At 54.0% G+C, this 18,217-nt stretch carries 20 protein-coding genes; 15 read left to right on the forward strand and 5 right to left on the reverse strand.

The features are described 5' to 3' along the window. Positions 1 to 918, reverse strand: a 918-nt coding sequence (locus tag JHD74_RS19140; protein WP_304621712.1) for a pullulanase-associated domain-containing protein, incomplete at its 3' end; no start/stop codon positions are given. 465 nt (positions 919 to 1,383) lie between these two features. On the opposite strand from JHD74_RS19140, the gene gspC reads away from it, so the two are divergent. The 15 genes from gspC (at position 1,384) to JHD74_RS19215 (ending at position 14,614) form a co-directional block, all read left to right on the forward strand. Further along, a complete protein-coding gene (gene gspC, locus JHD74_RS19145) occupies positions 1,384 to 2,238 on the forward strand; it encodes a type II secretion system protein GspC (protein WP_233169597.1) in 855 nt (284 codons plus the stop codon). A gap of 18 nt (positions 2,239 to 2,256) precedes the next feature. After that, complete coding sequence (gspD, locus tag JHD74_RS19150) at positions 2,257 to 4,221, forward strand: type II secretion system secretin GspD (protein ID WP_024530058.1); 1,965 nt, start codon at positions 2,257 to 2,259, stop codon at positions 4,219 to 4,221. After that, complete coding sequence (gene gspE, locus JHD74_RS19155) at positions 4,218 to 5,723, forward strand: type II secretion system ATPase GspE (protein WP_199063308.1); 1,506 nt, start codon at positions 4,218 to 4,220, stop codon at positions 5,721 to 5,723. The genes gspD and gspE overlap by 4 nt, the downstream gene beginning before the upstream one ends. A 1-nt stretch (position 5,724) precedes the next feature. Next, positions 5,725 to 6,948 (forward strand): type II secretion system inner membrane protein GspF, encoded by a 1,224-nt coding sequence (gene gspF / locus JHD74_RS19160; RefSeq protein WP_199063309.1) that lies wholly within the window; start codon positions 5,725 to 5,727, stop codon positions 6,946 to 6,948. 28 nt (positions 6,949 to 6,976) lie between these two features. Next, positions 6,977 to 7,405 carry a type II secretion system major pseudopilin GspG gene (gspG, locus tag JHD74_RS19165; RefSeq protein ID WP_024530061.1) on the forward strand — a complete coding sequence of 143 codons (429 nt, stop codon included), beginning with the start codon at positions 6,977 to 6,979 and terminating at the stop codon, positions 7,403 to 7,405. After that, positions 7,405 to 7,956 carry a type II secretion system minor pseudopilin GspH gene (gene gspH / locus JHD74_RS19170; protein WP_199063310.1) on the forward strand — a complete coding sequence of 184 codons (552 nt, stop codon included), beginning with the start codon at positions 7,405 to 7,407 and terminating at the stop codon, positions 7,954 to 7,956. The genes gspG and gspH overlap by 1 nt, the downstream gene beginning before the upstream one ends. Beyond that, a complete protein-coding gene (gene gspI, locus JHD74_RS19175; protein WP_074028120.1) occupies positions 7,953 to 8,318 on the forward strand; it encodes a type II secretion system minor pseudopilin GspI in 366 nt (121 codons plus the stop codon). Before gspH ends, gspI begins: the two co-directional genes overlap by 4 nt. Next, the gene (gene gspJ, locus JHD74_RS19180) at positions 8,315 to 8,914 is read left to right on the forward strand and encodes a type II secretion system minor pseudopilin GspJ (RefSeq protein WP_199063311.1); all 600 of its coding nucleotides are present in this window, start codon (positions 8,315 to 8,317) and stop codon (positions 8,912 to 8,914) included. The genes gspI and gspJ overlap by 4 nt, the downstream gene beginning before the upstream one ends. Beyond that, on the forward strand, positions 8,911 to 9,897 hold the full coding sequence (gene gspK / locus JHD74_RS19185; protein ID WP_074028127.1) for a type II secretion system minor pseudopilin GspK: 987 nt from the start codon (positions 8,911 to 8,913) through the stop codon (positions 9,895 to 9,897). The genes gspJ and gspK overlap by 4 nt, the downstream gene beginning before the upstream one ends. After that, positions 9,897 to 11,096 (forward strand): type II secretion system protein GspL, encoded by a 1,200-nt coding sequence (gene gspL / locus JHD74_RS19190; protein WP_199063312.1) that lies wholly within the window; start codon positions 9,897 to 9,899, stop codon positions 11,094 to 11,096. Before gspK ends, gspL begins: the two co-directional genes overlap by 1 nt. Then, the gene (gene gspM / locus JHD74_RS19195; RefSeq protein WP_024530067.1) at positions 11,089 to 11,577 is read left to right on the forward strand and encodes a type II secretion system protein GspM; all 489 of its coding nucleotides are present in this window, start codon (positions 11,089 to 11,091) and stop codon (positions 11,575 to 11,577) included. Before gspL ends, gspM begins: the two co-directional genes overlap by 8 nt. A gap of 94 nt (positions 11,578 to 11,671) precedes the next feature. Beyond that, the gene (locus JHD74_RS19200) at positions 11,672 to 12,310 is read left to right on the forward strand and encodes a type II secretion system protein N (protein ID WP_233169599.1); all 639 of its coding nucleotides are present in this window, start codon (positions 11,672 to 11,674) and stop codon (positions 12,308 to 12,310) included. Between the two features lie 58 nt (positions 12,311 to 12,368). Then, positions 12,369 to 13,211, forward strand: coding sequence for an A24 family peptidase (locus JHD74_RS19205; RefSeq protein WP_199063313.1), 843 nt, complete (start codon positions 12,369 to 12,371; stop codon positions 13,209 to 13,211). 131 nt (positions 13,212 to 13,342) lie between these two features. Continuing rightward, positions 13,343 to 14,437, forward strand: a complete 1,095-nt coding sequence (locus JHD74_RS19210; RefSeq protein ID WP_081375733.1) for a succinylglutamate desuccinylase/aspartoacylase family protein — start codon at positions 13,343 to 13,345, stop codon at positions 14,435 to 14,437. Positions 14,438 to 14,473: 36 nt separating this feature from the next. Beyond that, a complete protein-coding gene (locus JHD74_RS19215) occupies positions 14,474 to 14,614 on the forward strand; it encodes a hypothetical protein (protein ID WP_199063314.1) in 141 nt (46 codons plus the stop codon). A 6-nt stretch (positions 14,615 to 14,620) separates the two neighbouring features. Here JHD74_RS19215 and JHD74_RS19220 read toward each other — a convergent pair whose 3' ends face one another. The 4 genes from JHD74_RS19220 to JHD74_RS19235 are packed head-to-tail and all read right to left on the reverse strand — an operon-like array spanning position 14,621 to position 18,217. Further along, positions 14,621 to 15,850, reverse strand: a complete 1,230-nt coding sequence (locus JHD74_RS19220) for a beta-ketoacyl-ACP synthase (RefSeq protein WP_199063315.1) — start codon at positions 15,848 to 15,850, stop codon at positions 14,621 to 14,623. Continuing rightward, positions 15,847 to 16,578, reverse strand: coding sequence for a 3-ketoacyl-ACP reductase FabG2 (locus JHD74_RS19225; protein ID WP_065683142.1), 732 nt, complete (start codon positions 16,576 to 16,578; stop codon positions 15,847 to 15,849). The genes JHD74_RS19220 and JHD74_RS19225 overlap by 4 nt, the downstream gene beginning before the upstream one ends. Continuing rightward, on the reverse strand, positions 16,575 to 17,051 hold the full coding sequence (locus tag JHD74_RS19230) for a hypothetical protein (RefSeq protein WP_059201248.1): 477 nt from the start codon (positions 17,049 to 17,051) through the stop codon (positions 16,575 to 16,577). The genes JHD74_RS19225 and JHD74_RS19230 overlap by 4 nt, the downstream gene beginning before the upstream one ends. Next, complete coding sequence (locus JHD74_RS19235) at positions 17,048 to 18,217, reverse strand: beta-ketoacyl-[acyl-carrier-protein] synthase family protein (protein WP_199063316.1); 1,170 nt, start codon at positions 18,215 to 18,217, stop codon at positions 17,048 to 17,050. The genes JHD74_RS19230 and JHD74_RS19235 overlap by 4 nt, the downstream gene beginning before the upstream one ends.

Here is an 18,217-nt window from a genome sequence, read left to right on the forward strand (position 1 = left end):
GGTCAGCAGAGCACCATATTCCAGGCCTTCCGCGGCGGCTGAGAAGCGATCATCGAGCACGCCAGCGGTCTGTACCTGAGTCGCTGAAATAAGAATACCGTCCTGATTGGCAGCCAGGGCGACGGTCTCGCCGCTAAGCAGTTCGTCGACTTTTGCATTATCCGGCAACTTGAAGGCGGCATAACCTGAAAGGTGAGGGAAACGCGATCCCAGTTCCTGGCTGATGCTGGTCGGTGTCAGAGAAAGATAGCGATCGGTAAATTTCCCTTCGCTGTTGGCGGCCACTTTGCCACTGTGGTTATAGTACAGACGTACGATAGGTTTCCCTTCCCCGGCTGGCCATAGCAGGGTGTGTTTATCTACCCAATGGGCTTCAGCCAGAGCTACCCCAAAGGCCGCGCGGAAAGCTTCTGCACGGGTATCATAAAGCGTGCTGCTACCTGCAAGGGTAGAAACGGTCCTGTCCGGAAAATCACTGAACGATAAACGCATATCCGCATCAATCAGCTTGTTGGTGCCATCACGCAGAATGAAGTTGATACACCCAGTGTTTTTGGTCAGGGGTAACACCCAGTACGGGCCATAACTGTCGCTGCCTGTCGGTGTTGTACTGGTGTCATTCCAGTCCCCAGAGGGGTTATCCAGGGCGTCACAGGTGTCGTTATTCCACAAAAACAGGTTCTTGGTACTGTAATCTGCGGCGGAGCCACTGGTGATACCAGCAATATCGACCAGATGAATTACCGCCTGGTTTTCACCTGCCATGACGGCTTCGCCAGGCATTGCTATGTCAGGCAGACGTGCAATCGGCTCTTGGTTGTTGGTGTCGGGGCTAACGTCTGAAGAATTATTATTATCACAGCCGCTCAATATGACAAGCGAGCCGAAAAGTAGGGCATTACAGGTATTTTTCAGCATTCTAAATTCCCTATCAGGCTTACATTATAGAAAGTAAAAAATGGTATCAATGTGTAAAGCAGTGGTATTAGATATTGCATGATAAGGAGGAGCATCCTCCTGTTTTAGGAGGAGGAGGGGCGTAGGTGGAAGGAGGAACCGAAGTTTAGAGGAGGGAGATAAAACCGGTTAAACCGCTTTTATGCTAGCGAGATTAAGAAATAAATAGCTATAAAAACAGAAAGATAAATTATTTCGATAAGCAAAAATAATGATTTATTATTTAGGGGAGTATGTATAAAGTAAACAGTTCTGAGAGGATGTATTCAGAAACGTAAGGGCTGACAGCGGTAATGAGTTGTAAGGTTTTAGTCATAATCTTACATATTCTCAAACGACAATGCCCCCAACGATATGCCCACCGATTGACTGATATCGGTGAACTTCTAGCTGGCGTAAACAGAGAAGCAGGCAAAGGAAGGCAAGATGCGATTTTCTGTAATGTTATCGGTGTGCAGAGAGGCTAGTTTCAGGCTGTTAACGCCGCGATGGGCTTTATGCGTGCTGTCACTGTTGATTTGCAATCAACTCGCCTTGCTTACCTGGCATGGGCTCCTGCCCCCTGAAATATCCCCCGTACGCTTATCCAAAGCAGACTTCGCACCAGTAACAACGGGCGGTGGGGGTGAGTCTGAACGTTACCGCTTCACCCTCTTTGGTACTTCGCTACCCTCATCTTCCGCCACTGAGCATTCGGTCTCTGACCAAACCCTGCGTAACGCACCGCCTTCTTCTCTCAAACTAAACCTGACCGGCATTGTCGCCAGCCCCAGTTCAGAGCGTTCCATCGCCATTATCGCCAAAGACAGCAAGCAGTTCAGCCTTGGCGTGGGGGAGTTGGTGCCTGGTTATGACGCCCGAATTGCGTCAATTTTTGCCGATCGTATCGTGATCTCCTATCAGGGCAATTATGAATCGTTGTTGCTGTTTAGCGAGCAACCCGAGGCCGCTAAAAGTGAAAAAAACCCCTTAGCGTCGCAGCTCAAGGCACAGTTGCAAAAGCAGCCGCAAAGCATTCTCAATTACCTGAATATCTCACCGGTGATGGTGGATGACAAACTCATCGGCTATCGACTCAATCCGGGCAAACAAGGAGAGTTATTCCGCAAGGTCGGGCTGCATGAAAACGATCTTGCCGTGGCACTTAATGGCCTGGATCTGCGCGATGCACAGCAGGCTCAACAGGCATTGAAACAGCTTTCAGAACTCAGTGAACTGAATCTTACCGTTGAGCGTGGCGGTCAGTTACAGGATATCTATTTGGCTCTTGGAGATGACTAATTGTTGAATACAAAAATAATCAGGAGCTTACGCATTGTGCTACTGGCGGTGATGCTGCTTGGTACTCGGCAGGGCTGGAGTGCCGAGTTTTCCGCCAGCTTCAAGGGCACGGATATTCAGGAGTTTATCAACACGGTCAGCAAGAACCTGAATAAAACGGTGATTATCGATCCTGCCGTGCGCGGCACTATCACCGTACGCAGTTATGACATGCTCAATGAGGAGCAGTATTACCAGTTCTTCCTCAGCGTGCTGGACGTTTATGGCTTTGCCGTGGTGGATATGCGTAACGGCGTGTTGAAAGTGGTGCGTTCCAAGGATGCGAAAACCGCGGCGGTGCCGGTAGCCAGCGATGCCCAGCCGGGCGAGGGTGATGAAGTGGTGACACGTGTCGTGCCGGTCAATAACGTGGCGGCACGCGATCTTGCCCCGTTACTCCGTCAATTGAACGATAACGCCGGGGCTGGCAGTGTTGTGCATTATGAACCTTCCAACGTGTTGTTGATGACCGGGCGTGCAGCGGTCATCAAACGCTTGATGGCGATTGTTGAACGCGTTGACAAGGTCGGTGACCGTAGTGTGGTCACGGTACCGCTGGCCTATGCGTCTGCTGCTGAAGTCGTCAAACTGGTCACCGAATTGACCAAGGATGCCAGCAAATCAGCGATGCCAAGCCTGATGGTAGCCAATCTTGTTGCGGACGAGCGAACCAACTCGGTCTTGGTCAGCGGAGAACCCAACTCCCGTCAGCGGATTATCGCCATGATCAAGCAGCTGGATCGTGAGCAGGCCGTGCAAGGCAATACCAAAGTGATTTACCTGAAGTATGCCAAAGCCACCGATCTGGTTGAGGTGTTGACTGGCGTCAGTACCAGTATTCAAAGTGAGCAACAGAATGCCAAGCCGGCGGAAGCACTGCGTAAAGACATCACCATCAAAGCCCATGAGCAAACCAATTCACTGATACTGACGGCGGCTCCGGATGTCATGCGAGATCTGGAGAAGGTGATAGCTCAGTTGGATATTCGCCGTGCACAGGTACTGGTAGAGGCGATTATCGCAGAGGTACAAGACGCCGATGGTTTGAACCTGGGAATACAGTGGGCTAACAAGAATGCCGGAGTGACGCAGTTCACCAATACCGGTTTGCCTATCACCACGGCGATTGCCGGAGCCAATCAATACAATCAGGACGGGACGGTTAATAGTACCCTGGCCAGCGCTCTCAGCAGTTTTAACGGTATTGCTGCCGGTTTTTATCAGGGCAATTGGGCCATGCTGCTGACCGCGCTTTCCAGCAGTAGCAAGAATGACATTCTGGCGACACCGAGCATTGTCACGCTTGACAACATGGAGGCGACGTTCAATGTCGGCCAGGAAGTTCCTGTCCTCTCCGGCTCGCAAACGACGTCGGGCGATAATATCTTCAACACGGTGGAGCGTAAAACCGTCGGCATTAAGCTGAAGGTCAAACCGCAGATCAACGAAGGGGATTCCGTGCTGCTGGAGATCGAGCAGGAGGTTTCCAGTGTGGCTGATGCGGCTTCCAGCAGCAGCGCTAATCTGGGGGCGACCTTTAATACCCGCACGGTCAATAACGCGGTGCTGGTAGGCAGCGGCGAAACCGTGGTAGTGGGTGGCTTGCTGGATAAAACCGTTCGCGACAGCAGCGACAAGGTTCCGGTGCTGGGGGATATCCCGGTGCTGGGCTATCTGTTCCGCTCCAACAGCAAACAGGTTTCCAAGCGCAACCTGATGCTGTTCATCCGCCCATCGATTATCCGGGATCGTGACCAGTATCGCCATGCCTCCTCAGAAAAGTATCAGGCCTTTAATCAGGAACAAGACCAACAGCGCGGCAAACAAGGGAGCGTAGCCACGCTGAACAATGAGGTATTGAAGTTGCCACCCGATCAAAACGGTGCCACTTTCCGCCAGGTTAATGCCGCGATCAGCGCATTCTATTCAACGGGGGGGCGATGAATACCCTCCCCGAAGACCTGAGTGAATTGCGCCCGCAGCTGCCATTTGCCTATGCGCGTGCGCAACGCATTTTGCTGTTGCGGGATCATGCTGGGTGCCGTGTGCTCCGTCTGGCGGAAACCACCGCCACAGCATTGCTTGAGGCACGTAGGGTTGCCGGGTGTGGGCTGACTATCAGCACGGTATCGGGTGACGAGTTTGAGAAACAACTGGTGATCAGCTACCAGCGCGATTCGAAAGAGGCGCGACGCATGATGACCGATATCGGCAATGAAATGGATTTTTATACCTTGGCAGAAGAGTTACCCGACAGCGACGACTTGCTGGATGCGGATGATGATGCCCCTATTATCCGCCTGATCAATGCGATGCTGACTGAAGCCATCAAGGATAAAGCATCGGATATCCACATCGAAACCTATGAACGCCACTTGCAGATCCGTTTCCGGGTCGATGGCGTATTGCGTGAAATTCTGCGCCCTCAGCGGCGGTTGGCCTCTTTATTGATCTCTCGCATCAAGGTCATGGCACGGCTGGATATTGCCGAAAAGCGGATCCCTCAGGATGGGCGCATGGCACTACGAATCGGTGGCCGATCCATTGATGTGCGGGTTTCGACCTTACCGTCTAATTATGGTGAGCGAATTGTTCTGCGTTTACTGGATAAAAACAGCGTCAGTCTGGATCTCGCCGCGCTTGGCATGTCTTCACCTAATCGGCGGCAGATCGATGAACTGATCCAGCGGCCACATGGCATTATCCTTGTCACCGGTCCGACAGGGTCGGGTAAGAGCACCACCCTCTATGCCGCATTGAGCCGCCTCAATGCCAGCGAACGCAATATCATGACGGTCGAAGACCCGATCGAGTATGAACTCGAGGGTATCGGCCAGACGCAGGTAAACCCCAAGGTAGATATGACATTTGCTCGCGGTTTGCGAGCCATTCTGCGTCAGGATCCTGATGTGGTGCTGGTTGGGGAGATCCGCGACAGCGAAACCGCTCAGATTGCGGTTCAGGCTTCACTGACTGGGCACCTGGTACTCTCCACGCTGCACACCAACAGCGCGCTGGGGGCCTTATCGCGGCTGCAGGATATGGGCATCGAGCCTTTTTTGCTTTCCACCTCATTACTGGCCGTATTGGCACAGCGGCTGGTTCGTACACTCTGCCCCGATTGTCGTCAAACTTATGCAGCCGATCCGGTCCTGGCCGATCAGATGGGGATTTTACCCGGAACCCCATTATGGCAACCGAAGGGATGCTCGCAGTGTAATTTTACCGGTTACCGTGGGCGTACTGGTATTCATGAACTGCTGTTGATTGATGACCGAGTGCGTACGGCTATCCACCAGGGAAAGAGTGAGTTCACGATTGCTCGTCAATTACGTAATGAATACAAAACATTGCGCCAGGGGGGATTGGAAAAAGTATTGGCGGGCGAGACCAGTTGGGAAGAGGTGATCCGCGTGACCGAAAGCCAGTCTCAGGAAGAGGGATGACATGGCTCTATTTCATTATCAGGCGTTAGACGAGCGCGGCAAAAAACGGCGGGGAGTGCAGGAAGCGGATTCAGCCCGCCACGCCCGTCAACTTTTACGCGAGCAGGGGTTGGTCCCTGTAAGCCTGGACGAAGGGCAGGATGAACGCCAGCAGGCCCAACGCGGGCGGCGTCTTTCATGGGGACGGGGGATTAGCAGTGCCGATCTGGCGCTGTTGACTCGTCAACTGGCGACCTTGGTCGCCGCTTCCTTACCCTTGGAGGAGGCGCTTGATGCCGTGGCAAAACAGAGTGAAAAACCCCGGCAGCGCAGCCTGATGGCCGCAGTGCGCACCAAAGTACTGGAGGGACATTCCCTGGCGGAGGCCATGAGCGGTTATCCCACCAGTTTTGAGCGGCTGTACTGTGCGATGGTGGCGGCGGGTGAGGCTTCTGGTCACCTGGATCTGGTTCTGAACCGGTTGGCGGATTACACCGAGCAGCGCCAGCAAATGCGAGCTCGTATCCTGCAGGCGATGATTTACCCCTGCGTGCTGACGGTGGTAGCCATCAGCGTGATCGCCATTTTACTTTCCGCCGTCGTGCCCAAGGTGGTGGAACAGTTTATTCACATGAAGCAGGCACTTCCGCTATCAACGCGTGTGCTGATGGGGCTGAGTGACGGAGTTCGAGCCTTTGGCCCTTGGGTGCTGCTGTTGCTGTTATTGGCGCCGATGCTGATGCGTCTGTTGCTGCGCCAAGAAGCGCGGCGCATTGCTTTTCATCGGCAGTTGCTGCGCATTCCGGTGATCGGACGTATCGCTCGAGGGCTCAATACTGCCCGTTACGCCAGAACGCTGAGCATTCTCAATGCCAGCGCGGTGCCATTGCTGCAAGCGATGCGCATCAGCGGAGAGGTATTAACCAATGAATATGCGCGCCGCCAGTTGTCATTGGCAACGGAATCGGTGCGCGAGGGGGTGAGCCTGCATCGGGCTCTGGAAATCACTGCGCTGTTTCCCCCGATGATGCGGCACATGATCGCCAGCGGTGAACGCAGTGGGGAACTGGACAGTATGTTGGAACGTGCGGCAGACAATCAGGATCGGGAGTTTACTGCCCAAATGCAGTTGGCATTGGGGCTTTTTGAGCCCTTGTTGGTGGTGAGTATGGCGGGCGTGGTGCTGTTTATCGTTTTGGCGATCCTGCAGCCAATCCTGCAATTAAATACCTTGATGAGTATGTAAATTCAATCTGCAAATAACGGAGAGAAAAATGCGGCAACAGCGTCAGCGAGGTTTTACCCTGCTGGAAATTATGGTGGTGATTGTGATCCTGGGCATCTTGGCGAGTCTGGTCGTGCCTAACCTGATGGGAAATAAAGAGAAGGCGGACCATCAGAAGGTCGTCAGCGATATTGTCGCGCTGGAGAGCGCGTTGGATATGTACAAGCTGGATAACAGCCGATATCCCACCACCGAACAAGGGTTGCAGGCACTGGTGACCAAGCCCTCGGCACAACCGGAACCGCGCAGTTATCCCCAAGGTGGCTATATTCGCCGTTTGCCGCAGGATCCCTGGGGGGCAGACTATCAGTTGCTTAGCCCGGGCCAACACGGTCAGTTAGACGTTTTCTCTTATGGCCCTGATGGCATACCGGACACCGAGGATGATATCGGTAACTGGACTATTGGTAAGAAGTAGTGCGCCAACGCGGCTTTACGTTGTTGGAAATGATGCTGGTTGTGCTGCTGATCGGGAGTGCAGCCAGTTTGGTGATCATGTCATTTCCGGCCATGCAACAAAATAACCCGCAGCTACAGCTGAAACGCTTTCAGGCTCAGTTGGCGTTTGCCATGGATGCCTCGGTGCAAAATGACCAGTTGCTGGGGATCCAGGTTCGACCAGATGGCTGGCAATTCCAAATGCTACAGCGTCAGGCCGCTGAAAAACGCGGGGCAGTATCTGGCTCGGATAGTTGGCAAGGTTACGTTTGGCAGAATTGGCAACCCCGTCAGGCGGCGTTAGGGAGCCAAATGCCTGATGATATTCGGCTCAATCTGCATTTCCCCGATCGGCAGGAGTGGCCGCGTGCTGCGGAGTTGGCACCGGAACCCGATATTCTGCTGTTACCCGGCGGGGAGGTTACACCGTTTGAGCTGGTTTTCAGTGAGGCCGGTAGTCAACCATTGGTTTGGCTGCGGGTGGACGCAGCAGGCGCGATCGATTCGTCAGCAAACGGAGCCGCACAATGAATACCCAAAGAGGGATGACATTGCTCGAAGTGCTGGTGGCACTGATCGTTTTCGCTTTGGCGGGGTTAGCCGTGCTGCAAACCACGGCACAACAGGCTGGCAGCATTGGCCGTATGGAGGAAAAAATACTGGCAAGCTGGTTGGCGGATAATCAACAGGTCAGGTTACATCTTGAGAAAACCTGGCCGGAAAAGCGCTGGATCGGCACCACGGTGACCTATGCGGGCGAGGAGTGGTCTGTACGCTGGCAGGGGGTTGATACCGAACTGGGTCAATTACGGGCACTGGATGTTGAGGTGAGGCGTCATAAAGAAGACGCTGCGCCAGTGGTTTCTTTACGCAGCTACGTGGTGCGGGAATGAATTGCCGTAGCCAGCGGGGCTTCACGTTGCTTGAGATGCTGTTGGCATTGGCGATTTTTGCTGCGTTGAGCATCAGTGCCTTCCAGGTGTTGCAGGGGGTGATGCGCAATGATGAGATTTCGCAGCGTAAGGCTCAGCGGTTGGCCGAGCTTCAACGTGCCTTTATACAGTTGGAAGGGGATTTCGGTCAGATCATCCCTCGCCATCACAGAGGGAATGAACGCGTGTTTTCAGCGGCGCGCTATCAATTACAAAGTGAGGACTGGGGCGTCTCTTTCATGCGCAACGGTTGGCAAAACCCGATGGGGATGTTGCCCCGTGCCGAGTTACAACCGGTGGGATATCGTCTGCGCCATCAACAGTTAGAGCGGTTGAGCTATGCCCATACGGATCCGCTCGTTGGGGAAGAGCCGGTGGTCAAGGTTTTGCTCGATGAGGTCAGTGTCTTTCGCCTGCGCTTTTTTGCTGAGGGTACGTGGCGGGAGAGTTGGAACAACGCGTCGGTTTTGCCGCAGGGGATTGAGGTGACATTAGTGGTTGCTGGCGTGGGTGAATTGACCCGGCTGTTTTTGATCACGGCGGTGGGGCAAGAATGAGGGCGCGGCAAAAGGGCGTTGCCCTGCTGGTGGTGTTGCTGATCCTGGCGCTGATGGTGACGATTGCTGCGACCATTGCCGAGCGAAACGGGCGCACTTATCTGCGTACCGCTGCTCATTTGGATCGCCAGCAGGCAAAATGGTATGCCCGCTCGGCAGAAGCACTGGCGGTGAAAATTTTGCAACGAGATGCGCTGGACTCACCTAATAAAACACATTTGGCGCAAAACTGGGCGCAAGAGCAGCGCCGTTTTCCCGTTGAAGGCGGGGAGGTGTTTGGGCAGATTGTTGATGGCCAGGCCTGCTTTAATCTCAATGCCATTAACCAAGGGGCTGCTACTGAAGGTATGCAGCCGATATTGCCTTACCCTACCCAGGTTTTTAGACAGCTGCTAATCAACCTGGGGGAAGACCCCCTGCGTGCGACGCAGATAGCCGCGGCACTGCGTGACTGGATAGACAGTGACAGCGAGCCAAGCATTGATGGCGCTGAAGATGAGGTCTATATGGCCCAGGCGGTGGCTTACTTGCCTGCCAATCAACCCATGCAGGATGTCAGCGAGTTGCGGACCGTCTCTGGGGTTGATGCCAGCCTTTATCGGCGTCTTTTACCTTACGTTTGCGCGTTGCCAACACAGACGCTGCTGGTAAACGTTAATACCCTGAGTGAGTCTCAAGGACCATTACTGGCGGCGCTATTTCTCAAGGAGCTTGATTCAGCCATGGCGACTCGATTGTTACAACAGCGTCCACGTGAAGGGTGGAGCAGTACGACGGCATTTTTGGCACAGGTTGCCCTTAAGGACATCGACACCTCAACGGTCAGATCGCTGCTGACGATAAAGAGTGAGCTGTTTTTAGCCCGTTTCACCGTGCTGATGGGGGAGACTCACTATAGCCAGCGCAGCCTGTTGCGCAAGGCCGGTAACAGTTTTCAGGTGGTACAGCGGCAATATGGATTAAGCATGATGGTGGAGCCTTGATGCCTAACAGAAAGCCCCGTGAGCAAGCCAGGTTGATACTGCGCTTACCCAGCGATGAAACACAGCCAGTGCTGTGGTATTTCGCTTCAGCAGACGGTCATCAGCAAGGTAGTTTGGCTATGGGGGAGAACGATGAGCAATTGGTGAGCCTGCTTGCCAGATACCCTGCCTGGGTATTGGTGCCTGCGAGCGAGTTGGTTTTCCATCGTGTGACGCTGCCTCGTCGTGCCAGGCGTCAGCGTTTGCAAGTGCTGCCGTTTATGCTGGAGGAGCAACTGGCAACGGAGGTTGAACGGCTGCATTTTGCCATTTTGCAGCAACGTGGTGATGAGTGTGACGTTGCGGTAGTTGATAAAAGCCTTATGCATCAGTGGATAGCCCGTTGTGAACGTCTGGGGGGACAGGTGCAGGCAATGTTGCCAGATGTGCTGGTGTTACCCTTGGCCGCCGACGGTTGGAGTGCGGTCAATCTCAATAATCAATGGCTGTTTCGCCGGGAAAAGCATGCCGGGATGATTGTTGAATCCTCCTGGCTATCGGAGTTTTTGGCCGTGTGGGCACCGCCGGTCATTGAAAGCTACTCTGCACCACCAGCATCCACTACTAGCCCTCCGGAATGGCGTGTTCAACCACCGCGGCATTTACTGCAGTTGGCTGCAGAAGGCGTGCACGATAGCGGAGCCGATCTGCGCCAGGGCGAATTCACCCGCTCGAGTCCTTGGCGTGCTCGATTACGCCCCTGGCGAACCGTGATGATGGCATTAACAGTGTATTTACTGCTGTTGTGTGTGAGCGCCGGGCTATCTCATTACCGGCTTTGGCAACAGGCTGAACATTGGCGGCAGGAAAGTGTGCGGGTCTACCAACAGCTGTTTCCGGCTGATAAAAAGGTGGTTAATCCGCGCGTGCAGATGCAGCAGCACTTGCAGCAATTACAGCCTATCGAGCAAGCCGGTGTGGTCGCACAGATGCGCCAATTGCAACAGCTGATGGCGGAAAACTCGGCAATCCGGTTCCAGGCGCTGTCTTATGACGCTGGCCGTAAAGAGCTGAAGGTCGATGTACAGGCGGCCTCTTTTCAGGCGTTGGAACAGTTTCAGGTTGCTGCCGGGCAGCATTACCAGGTGCAACCTGGCGAAATCAAGCAGAATCCAACTGGGGTAGAGGGCCGACTGACTCTGGGGATAAAGGATGAATGAACTCAAGCACCGCTGGCTACAGCTCAGCCTTCGGGAACGAGGTTTGGTTCTGGGCTGTGGTGTATTGGTTATCGTGAGCTTGTGCTACTACGCACTATGGCTGCCCTGGCAACAACAGGCTAGCCAATGGCAGCGTACTATCGCCCGTGAAAAAAACACGGTGGAATGGATGTTGCAACAGGCTCCGCGCTTGCGCCAACAGGGGGCACAACCCATACAGGAGACCTCCCTAAGCTTGTCGGCCAGGGTGGCACAGAGCGCAGCAGCTCAAAACATGAACATTACCCGCATGCAGCCTCAGGGAGAGCGGCTGGCGGTCACGCTGGAACCTGGCGATTTTAATGCCCTGATGCTTTGGCTCACACAGTTGGAAAAGCGCTATAGCGTTCGCATTGTGGCGCTTGAGGTGGCGATGCGTCCCGATAAACCAGGATGGGTGACGGTAAACAAACTGATGCTGGAGCGCAGCGATGGGCGCTAAAGCCAAAAAGGCCGTACTTTTGTTGGCTTGTTATCTCCTATTGCTGGGAGGACACGCGCCGGCACGGGTATTACAAGTTTTTATACCCGCAGATATGAAGGTCGGTGGCTTTTCTGGCTCCCTGTGGCAGGGCAATTTGCACCAGTTAAGCTGGCGTAACATTATGCTGGCGAAACTGAACTGGCAGTTCACTTTCTCCTCTTGGATGCCGGCCTTAGAGATTGAGCTAAGGGACCCGCAAGGCTTGCAGGGAGCCGGTATTCTGCGTGGTTGGCTGGATCTTCAACTGCATGAGTGGCAACTCTCTGTTCCTGCAGATGTTGTGCGCCAACAGCTGTCGTTGCCTTTGCCGATCACCGCCCAGGGAGAGCTGCAACTGCGGTTGCAACAAGGAGAGTTCAGTTCCGCTGGTTGCCGGAGTCTTGGCGGTGGTGTCGTCAACTGGCAGCACGCACAGTTGGCGACTCCGTTGGGGGCGTTGGAGTTGGCCAACGTGCAAGGCCAATTGAGCTGTGATGGAAAAGGGGCTCTGGTGTTGGTGTTGAAACAAGACTCCTCTCATCTGAGCCTGACGGGGCGTGGCACCGTCGGATTTGACGGGCGCTATCAGTTCAACGGTCAGGTGCGCCGAGGGCCGGTATTACCGGAGGCGATGAGGCCACTGATAAATCAGTTAGGCAGGGCTAACGATCAGGGGCAGATAGCCTGGCAGGTTCAGGGGCGGTTGCTTTAAAACGGACTGGCTGTCTTAAAAGGTTGGGTAGGTATTTGCCTGACTGTGGGGAGGTTTTTTGAGTTTATTACTGGATTTTACTGTTGCATTTCCCCTTCTCTGGCTGGGTGTCGTGGGGATGTTTGGGGCCATAGTGGGTAGCTTTCTGAACGTGGTGATTTATCGATTACCGGTGATGCTGGAGAAGCAATGGCAGCGCGAGGCGCTCGTGCAACTGGCGCTGCCCTTACCTGAATCCATACCGCGCTTTGATCTGCTATTACCGCATTCCTGTTGCCCGCATTGTCAGCATCCTATTGCGGCCAGGGACAATATACCCCTGCTGAGTTTTCTGTTGTTAAAGGGGAAGGCTCGTTGCTGTGGTGAGCGGATCCCAAGGCGCTACCCGCTGGTTGAAGTGGCAACGGCTATGATGTTTGTGCTGACGGCGCTTATATTCCCGCTAGGTTTCCCCTTGCTGGGGGCTTGGATATTGCTCTCTTTTTTGCTGACGCTGGCAGTTATTGACCATCAGACACAACTCTTGCCAGATGTGCTGACGTTGCCACTGCTGTGGATCGGACTTTTATTCAATATTCAGGGGCATTTTGCCTCGTTGGAACAGGCGACGATTGGCGTAGTGGCAGGTTATGTCTGCCTATGGAGCGTGTTCTGGCTATTCAAGCTGGCAACCGGTAAAGAGGCTCTCGGCTATGGTGATTTTAAATTACTTGCGGCGTTAGGGGCCTGGTTAGGTTGGCAAGCGTTGCCACAGGTGATTTTGGTTGCAGCGGCCAGTGGTCTGCTGGTTACGTTGATACAGCGAGGGTTGGCAAAACAAGACCTTAATCAACCGTTAGCCTTTGGTCCATGGCTCGCCGTGTCGGGCGCGGCCAATATGTTTTTACCCTGGAGCTTTTAAGCGCCTATGCCTTGATTAGAGGCACTGGTAAGCGCACCCAGTCTTGTTCCTGAAGTACGGCTTTTGCTAGTCGGTTGACCAATGATTAAAAATTTTTTATGTGTTACTTACTGATACTAAAGGGAATAATTATGCATAAGGTTACGATGTTGGCGGTGTTGCTTACGGGGATGCTTAATGCTCAGGCGGCAACGGTTTATACCGGAGATAAAATTGAGGGTAATCCGGTTATCAGCAAGTTGGATGTAGACGATCTGGAGGCAGGAAAGGTTTATCGCTTCATGTTCCAGGGGACCAGCAATGGGATCGGTCAACACTGGTATGTTCCCGTTATGGTGGCCAAAGGCGCACAACCTGGTCCTAAGCTGGGTCTACAAGCGGCGGTCCATGGTGATGAACTAAATGGCACCCGGGTGATACAGCAGGTATTTGAAAAGCTGGATCCCGCAGAGTTGAAAGGCAGTGTGATCGGTGCCGTGGGCGCGAATCCTTCTGGCATGTTGGCCAATAACCGAAACTGGCAGTTGGCCAATGACGGGGGGGATATGGTCGATTTCAACCGGGTTTGGCCGGGCAAAGAAAAAGGTAACGCTGCCGAACAACAGGCTTGGCTGTTATGGAATAATTTGTGGGCGGGCAATGCCACCCTGTTCGTTGATATGCACACACAGAGCCGGGGTACCGAATATCCCTTGTTCATCTATGCGGATTACCGTAACCCGCAGGTGAAGCAAATGGCTGAATTGTTCCCGGCGGACCAGATTAAAGCCGATCCTGGTGAGAAAGGCTCTGTCGAAACCACTTTCGTTGAAAACAAGATCCCTGCCATTACACTCGAAATTGGCAAGCCCAAGCTTTATCAACCTGAACTTATCGCGCGTAGCTTGACAGGGGTGCGTAACCTGATGGTTCAACAAGGCATGACAGCCGGAACATTAGGGGCAACGGCTAAAGAGCAAAAAACCTTTATCGGTAATGAAATGAGCTCGATCCGAGCTGAGGTTGGTGGATTTACCGAGATTCTGGTTAACGTCGGCGATTCGGTGGTCAAAGGGCAGAAAGTAGCCGTTCAGCGTAATGCTTTTGGCGATATCATTCGGGAATATACCGCGACCCATGATGGTCGAGTGTTAGCTATCGGCAATGATCCATTGCGCGAACCGAGGGCTTTGCTGGTTCGTATCCTGTTCAACAATCCTGAGCCTCAGTGTGCCAATGGTTGCTAATTGACATTAGGCATCTGTAAATGTCGGGATCACGGGGTGGCCTGCTGCAACAATCTGCTTGAAGCCCAGTGGATCTATCCCGTTGGTGAGTTGGTCACACATGGCATGAGCTTGCTTGCCCAGGCGAGTGCCAATCGGCTGGCAACGCCTGCCGATTGGCGGTTTCCTGGTGATTAGAGTTGGTTATGCCCAGCGTTTGATAACAATCGAGGTGTTGATACCACCAAAGGCAAAGTTATTGGTTTGCAGAAACTCGCAGTCGATATGACGCGCTTCTCCCATGATGTAATCAAGTGCGCCGCATTGTTCATCAGGGGTACGCAGATTTAGCGTTGGTGCGAACCAGCCTTCACGCATCATCTGCAGGCTCAGCCAGGCTTCCAGTGCTCCACAAGCCCCCAAGGTGTGGCCGAAGTAACTTTTCAACGACGAGATCGGCACGCTGTCACCGTAGATCGCGGCGGTTGCCTGACTTTCGGCAATATCACCCCGATCGGTGGCGGTACCGTGGGCAGAAATATAGCCGATATCACTTGCTTGCAGACCGGCCATCTTCAACGACTGCTCCATGCAGATCTGCATGGTTTCACGTTGAGGCTGTGTGATGTGTGCCGCATCACAATTGGTGGCAAAGCTGACGATTTCGCCGTAGATGGTTGCGCCGCGTGCTTGCGCATGCTCCAGCTCTTCGAGGATCAGCGTACAAGCACCTTCACCAATCACCAAACCATCGCGGTTCTGATCAAATGGGGAAGGGGTGGCATGTGGTTCATCATTACGTTGGCTGGTGGCAAATAACGTGTCGAATACGGCGGCCTCGGAAGGACACAGTTCTTCTGCCCCACCGGCAACCATCAGGGTCTGATAACCGTGGCGAATAGCCTCCCAGGCATAGCCAATGGCCTGGCTGCCTGAGGTACAGGCGCTGGACGTCGGGATCACACGTCCGCGCAGGCCGAAGAATAACCCGGTATTGACCGCGGTAGTATGAGGCATCATCTGCACATAAGTGGTGCCCGTGATGTTATTGGTGTGCTTCTCGGTCAGCATGGTGGCGAATTCGCTCACCGGGCCAGTACTGCCGGTGGATGAGCCATAAGCGATACCGGTCTGGCCGTTGGTTAGCACCGGGTTACCAAGAAGCCCGGCCTGCTCCAGAGCCAATTCCGTTGCGCGGGTCGACATAAGCGACACCCGCCCCATTGAGCGTATACGTTTACGGGTATAGTGTTCTGGCAGCACGAAATCATCGATTGGGGCGCCCAGCAGAGTGTGCAGGCCGTCATAGACTTGCCATTCAGGCATGTGGCGTACGGCGTTTTTATAGGCCAACAATTTAGCGGATACCGCCTGCCAGTTTTCACCGAAGGCGGTAATACCGCCCATACCTGTAATAACTACCCGACGAATCATTGCATCCCTCCGTTGATAGAAATGACCTGACGAGTCACGTAACCGGCTATATCTGACATCAAATAGCTGGCAAGCCCGGCGACTTCCTCCGCCAGGCCCATCCGTTTCATCGGGATCATCGACATGGCTTCCTTTAACGCTGCCTCTTCCATTTTTATCATGCCGGTATCGATCAGCCCTGGGGCAATGCAGTTGACGGTGATCTTGCGTTTTGCCAGTTCTATCGCCAACGCTTTGGTGGCGCCAATAATGCCTGCTTTGGCCGCACTGTAGTTCACCTGGCCCCGATTCCCCATGATGCCAGAAACAGAAGATAGTGTAAGGATGCGGCCACCTTGACGTTGGGCAATCATTGGCATGATGCAGGGCTGGATCACGTTGTAGAAACTGTCCAGATTGGTGTGGATCACCTCATCCCAATCATCATCGCTCAATGCAGGGAAGGCGGCGTCGCGAGCGATCCCTGCATTGCTGACGATGCCGTACCATGCCCCATTCTCTGCCAGATCTTGCTCGAGGACCTCCCGGCACTGCTGACGATTGCTAATGTCGAAACAGAGTAGGCGGCCTTGTCCTCCGGCAGCGGTAATTGCGGCCAGCGTTTGTTGTGCGCCAGATTCATCCTGGTGATAGTGTATCCCAACGATGAAACCGTCAGCGGCTAACTGGCTGGCAATAGCGCGTCCGATACCTTTGCTGGCTCCGGTGATGAGAATTGAACGACTCATGCAGTAGATCCCTGATTAAAAAGCATTGTTGATTCTTCTGGTGTGGGTTGGAAGGTATTGACGCGACCGGTGGCCAGCGTGTCACCTTGCGCGCCAATAACACAGTCAAAACTCCCGAAACGGTCATCATGTATCAGCAGCTTGATTTGGATGTCTAGCATTGCATCTGCTGGTAGGTAACCCGCGGCACAGACCAATTCCCTGGCTCCAAGCACCATACCGAGGGCGATCCGCTGTTCTCCTCGCTGATGACGATGCCACCCGGACCAAACGCCGATGGTTTGTGCCATCAATTCCAGTGCGTACCAACCAGGCAGCTCGCCTTGCGCATTGAGGAACGGCGCCAGCACGCTGTCGCTCCTGACCTCAACCCGGCAATGTGCGCTGTCTTCCGTCACGCTGATAACCTCTGCCAACAGCAGCATTGGGGCGTCGTGGGGCAGATATTCCGCCGGTGATAAGTAATGGCTCATGCCATCCTCCCCAGCAGGATGCTGGCGTTATTACCGCCAAAGGCGAAAGAGTTAGACAGAATGACCGGGCGCATCAGCGGTTCAGCCGCATTCAGTAAACCACAGGGCGGTAATGTCGGATCCGCCGGAGAACGGCTGAAGTCTTGCGCTGGCAGTGGCAAGTCATAGAGCAGAATAAGCGCGCTAAGAGCCGCCTCGGTGATGCCCGCAGCCCCCAGGGTATGCCCGGTTAAATGTTTGGTGGAGCTGCAGGGCACGCTTTCACCGAACAGATCGTGAACCACTTTGGATTCGATCTGATCGTTGAGCAAGGTGGCAGTTCCATGCAGGTTGATGTAACCCACCTCTTCGGGGTTAAGCCTCGCGTCTTGCAATGCCTGTTCGATGGCTCGCAAGGCACCGGCACCCTGCGGATGGGGTGCCGAAATATGGTATGCATCGCTTGACTCACCTACCCCCAGCAGCGCGATGGGGTTCGGCTCGCGGGTAAGTACCATCAGGGCCGCTCCTTCACCAATTGTGATCCCACAGCGATCGCGGCCAAACGGCTGGCAAAGCGTAGTGGAAAGAGACTCCAGGCTATTAAAACCGTTGATAGGCATGCGGCTTAAGGTATCTGCGCCGCCAACAATCGCGATATCTGCCAGGCCAGCTTCAATAAGACGGCGCCCGCTGATGATCGCGCGGGCACTGGAAGAACACGCGGTGGAAAGAGTAAACGCAGGGCCATTCAGGCCCAACCAAGCGGCGAGGAAGCGTGACGGATCGCCCAGCTCTTGTTGTGGATATTGCCAGCTCGGGCTCTCTTCATGGTTAGCAACATGGCTAACATGTCGATCGCCTTCATCCAGCCCAGAGGTGCTGGTACCTAACACTACGGCGATGCGGTCGGCGCCAAAGCGAAGCAGCGCGTCATCTACCACGGGCTGAATTTGCGCCAGAACGGCCAATAATAATTGGTTATTGCGGCTGCGATGTGCGGCAAAACTGTCTGGAATAGCGGGTAATTCTCCGTCGACGCCGCCTAATACCGCGTCCTGTTGGTTCTGTAACCAATGCTCACGCTTGCGCATGCCGGGCGCTGTTCCTTGGGTCAGGTTGGCTGCAATCTCTTCTGTCGAGTGGCCCAAAGCGTTAATCATGCCGATAGCAGAAATGTAAATCAT

The sequence above is a fragment of the Serratia sp. ASV30 genome (assembly GCF_016428815.1).
Taxonomy (GTDB): Bacteria; Pseudomonadota; Gammaproteobacteria; order Enterobacterales; family Enterobacteriaceae; genus Chania; species Chania fonticola_C.

Coding starts and splice junctions, on each gene's coding strand:
- gspC (WP_233169597.1), top strand. CDS start 1,384: ATGCGATTTTCTGTAATGTTATCGGTGTGCAGAGAGGCTAGTTTCAGG.
- JHD74_RS19230 (WP_059201248.1), bottom strand. CDS start 17,051: ATGAGCCATTACTTATCACCGGCGGAATATCTGCCCCACGACGCCCCA.
- JHD74_RS19210 (WP_081375733.1), top strand. CDS start 13,343: ATGCATAAGGTTACGATGTTGGCGGTGTTGCTTACGGGGATGCTTAAT.
- gspJ (WP_199063311.1), top strand. CDS start 8,315: ATGAATTGCCGTAGCCAGCGGGGCTTCACGTTGCTTGAGATGCTGTTG.
- JHD74_RS19220 (WP_199063315.1), bottom strand. CDS start 15,850: ATGATTCGTCGGGTAGTTATTACAGGTATGGGCGGTATTACCGCCTTC.
- gspE (WP_199063308.1), top strand. CDS start 4,218: ATGAATACCCTCCCCGAAGACCTGAGTGAATTGCGCCCGCAGCTGCCA.
- JHD74_RS19235 (WP_199063316.1), bottom strand. CDS start 18,217: ATGATTTACATTTCTGCTATCGGCATGATTAACGCTTTGGGCCACTCG.
- gspL (WP_199063312.1), top strand. CDS start 9,897: ATGCCTAACAGAAAGCCCCGTGAGCAAGCCAGGTTGATACTGCGCTTA.
- gspF (WP_199063309.1), top strand. CDS start 5,725: ATGGCTCTATTTCATTATCAGGCGTTAGACGAGCGCGGCAAAAAACGG.
- gspG (WP_024530061.1), top strand. CDS start 6,977: ATGCGGCAACAGCGTCAGCGAGGTTTTACCCTGCTGGAAATTATGGTG.
- gspK (WP_074028127.1), top strand. CDS start 8,911: ATGAGGGCGCGGCAAAAGGGCGTTGCCCTGCTGGTGGTGTTGCTGATC.
- gspI (WP_074028120.1), top strand. CDS start 7,953: ATGAATACCCAAAGAGGGATGACATTGCTCGAAGTGCTGGTGGCACTG.
- gspM (WP_024530067.1), top strand. CDS start 11,089: ATGAATGAACTCAAGCACCGCTGGCTACAGCTCAGCCTTCGGGAACGA.
- JHD74_RS19200 (WP_233169599.1), top strand. CDS start 11,672: ATGAAGGTCGGTGGCTTTTCTGGCTCCCTGTGGCAGGGCAATTTGCAC.
- JHD74_RS19225 (WP_065683142.1), bottom strand. CDS start 16,578: ATGAGTCGTTCAATTCTCATCACCGGAGCCAGCAAAGGTATCGGACGC.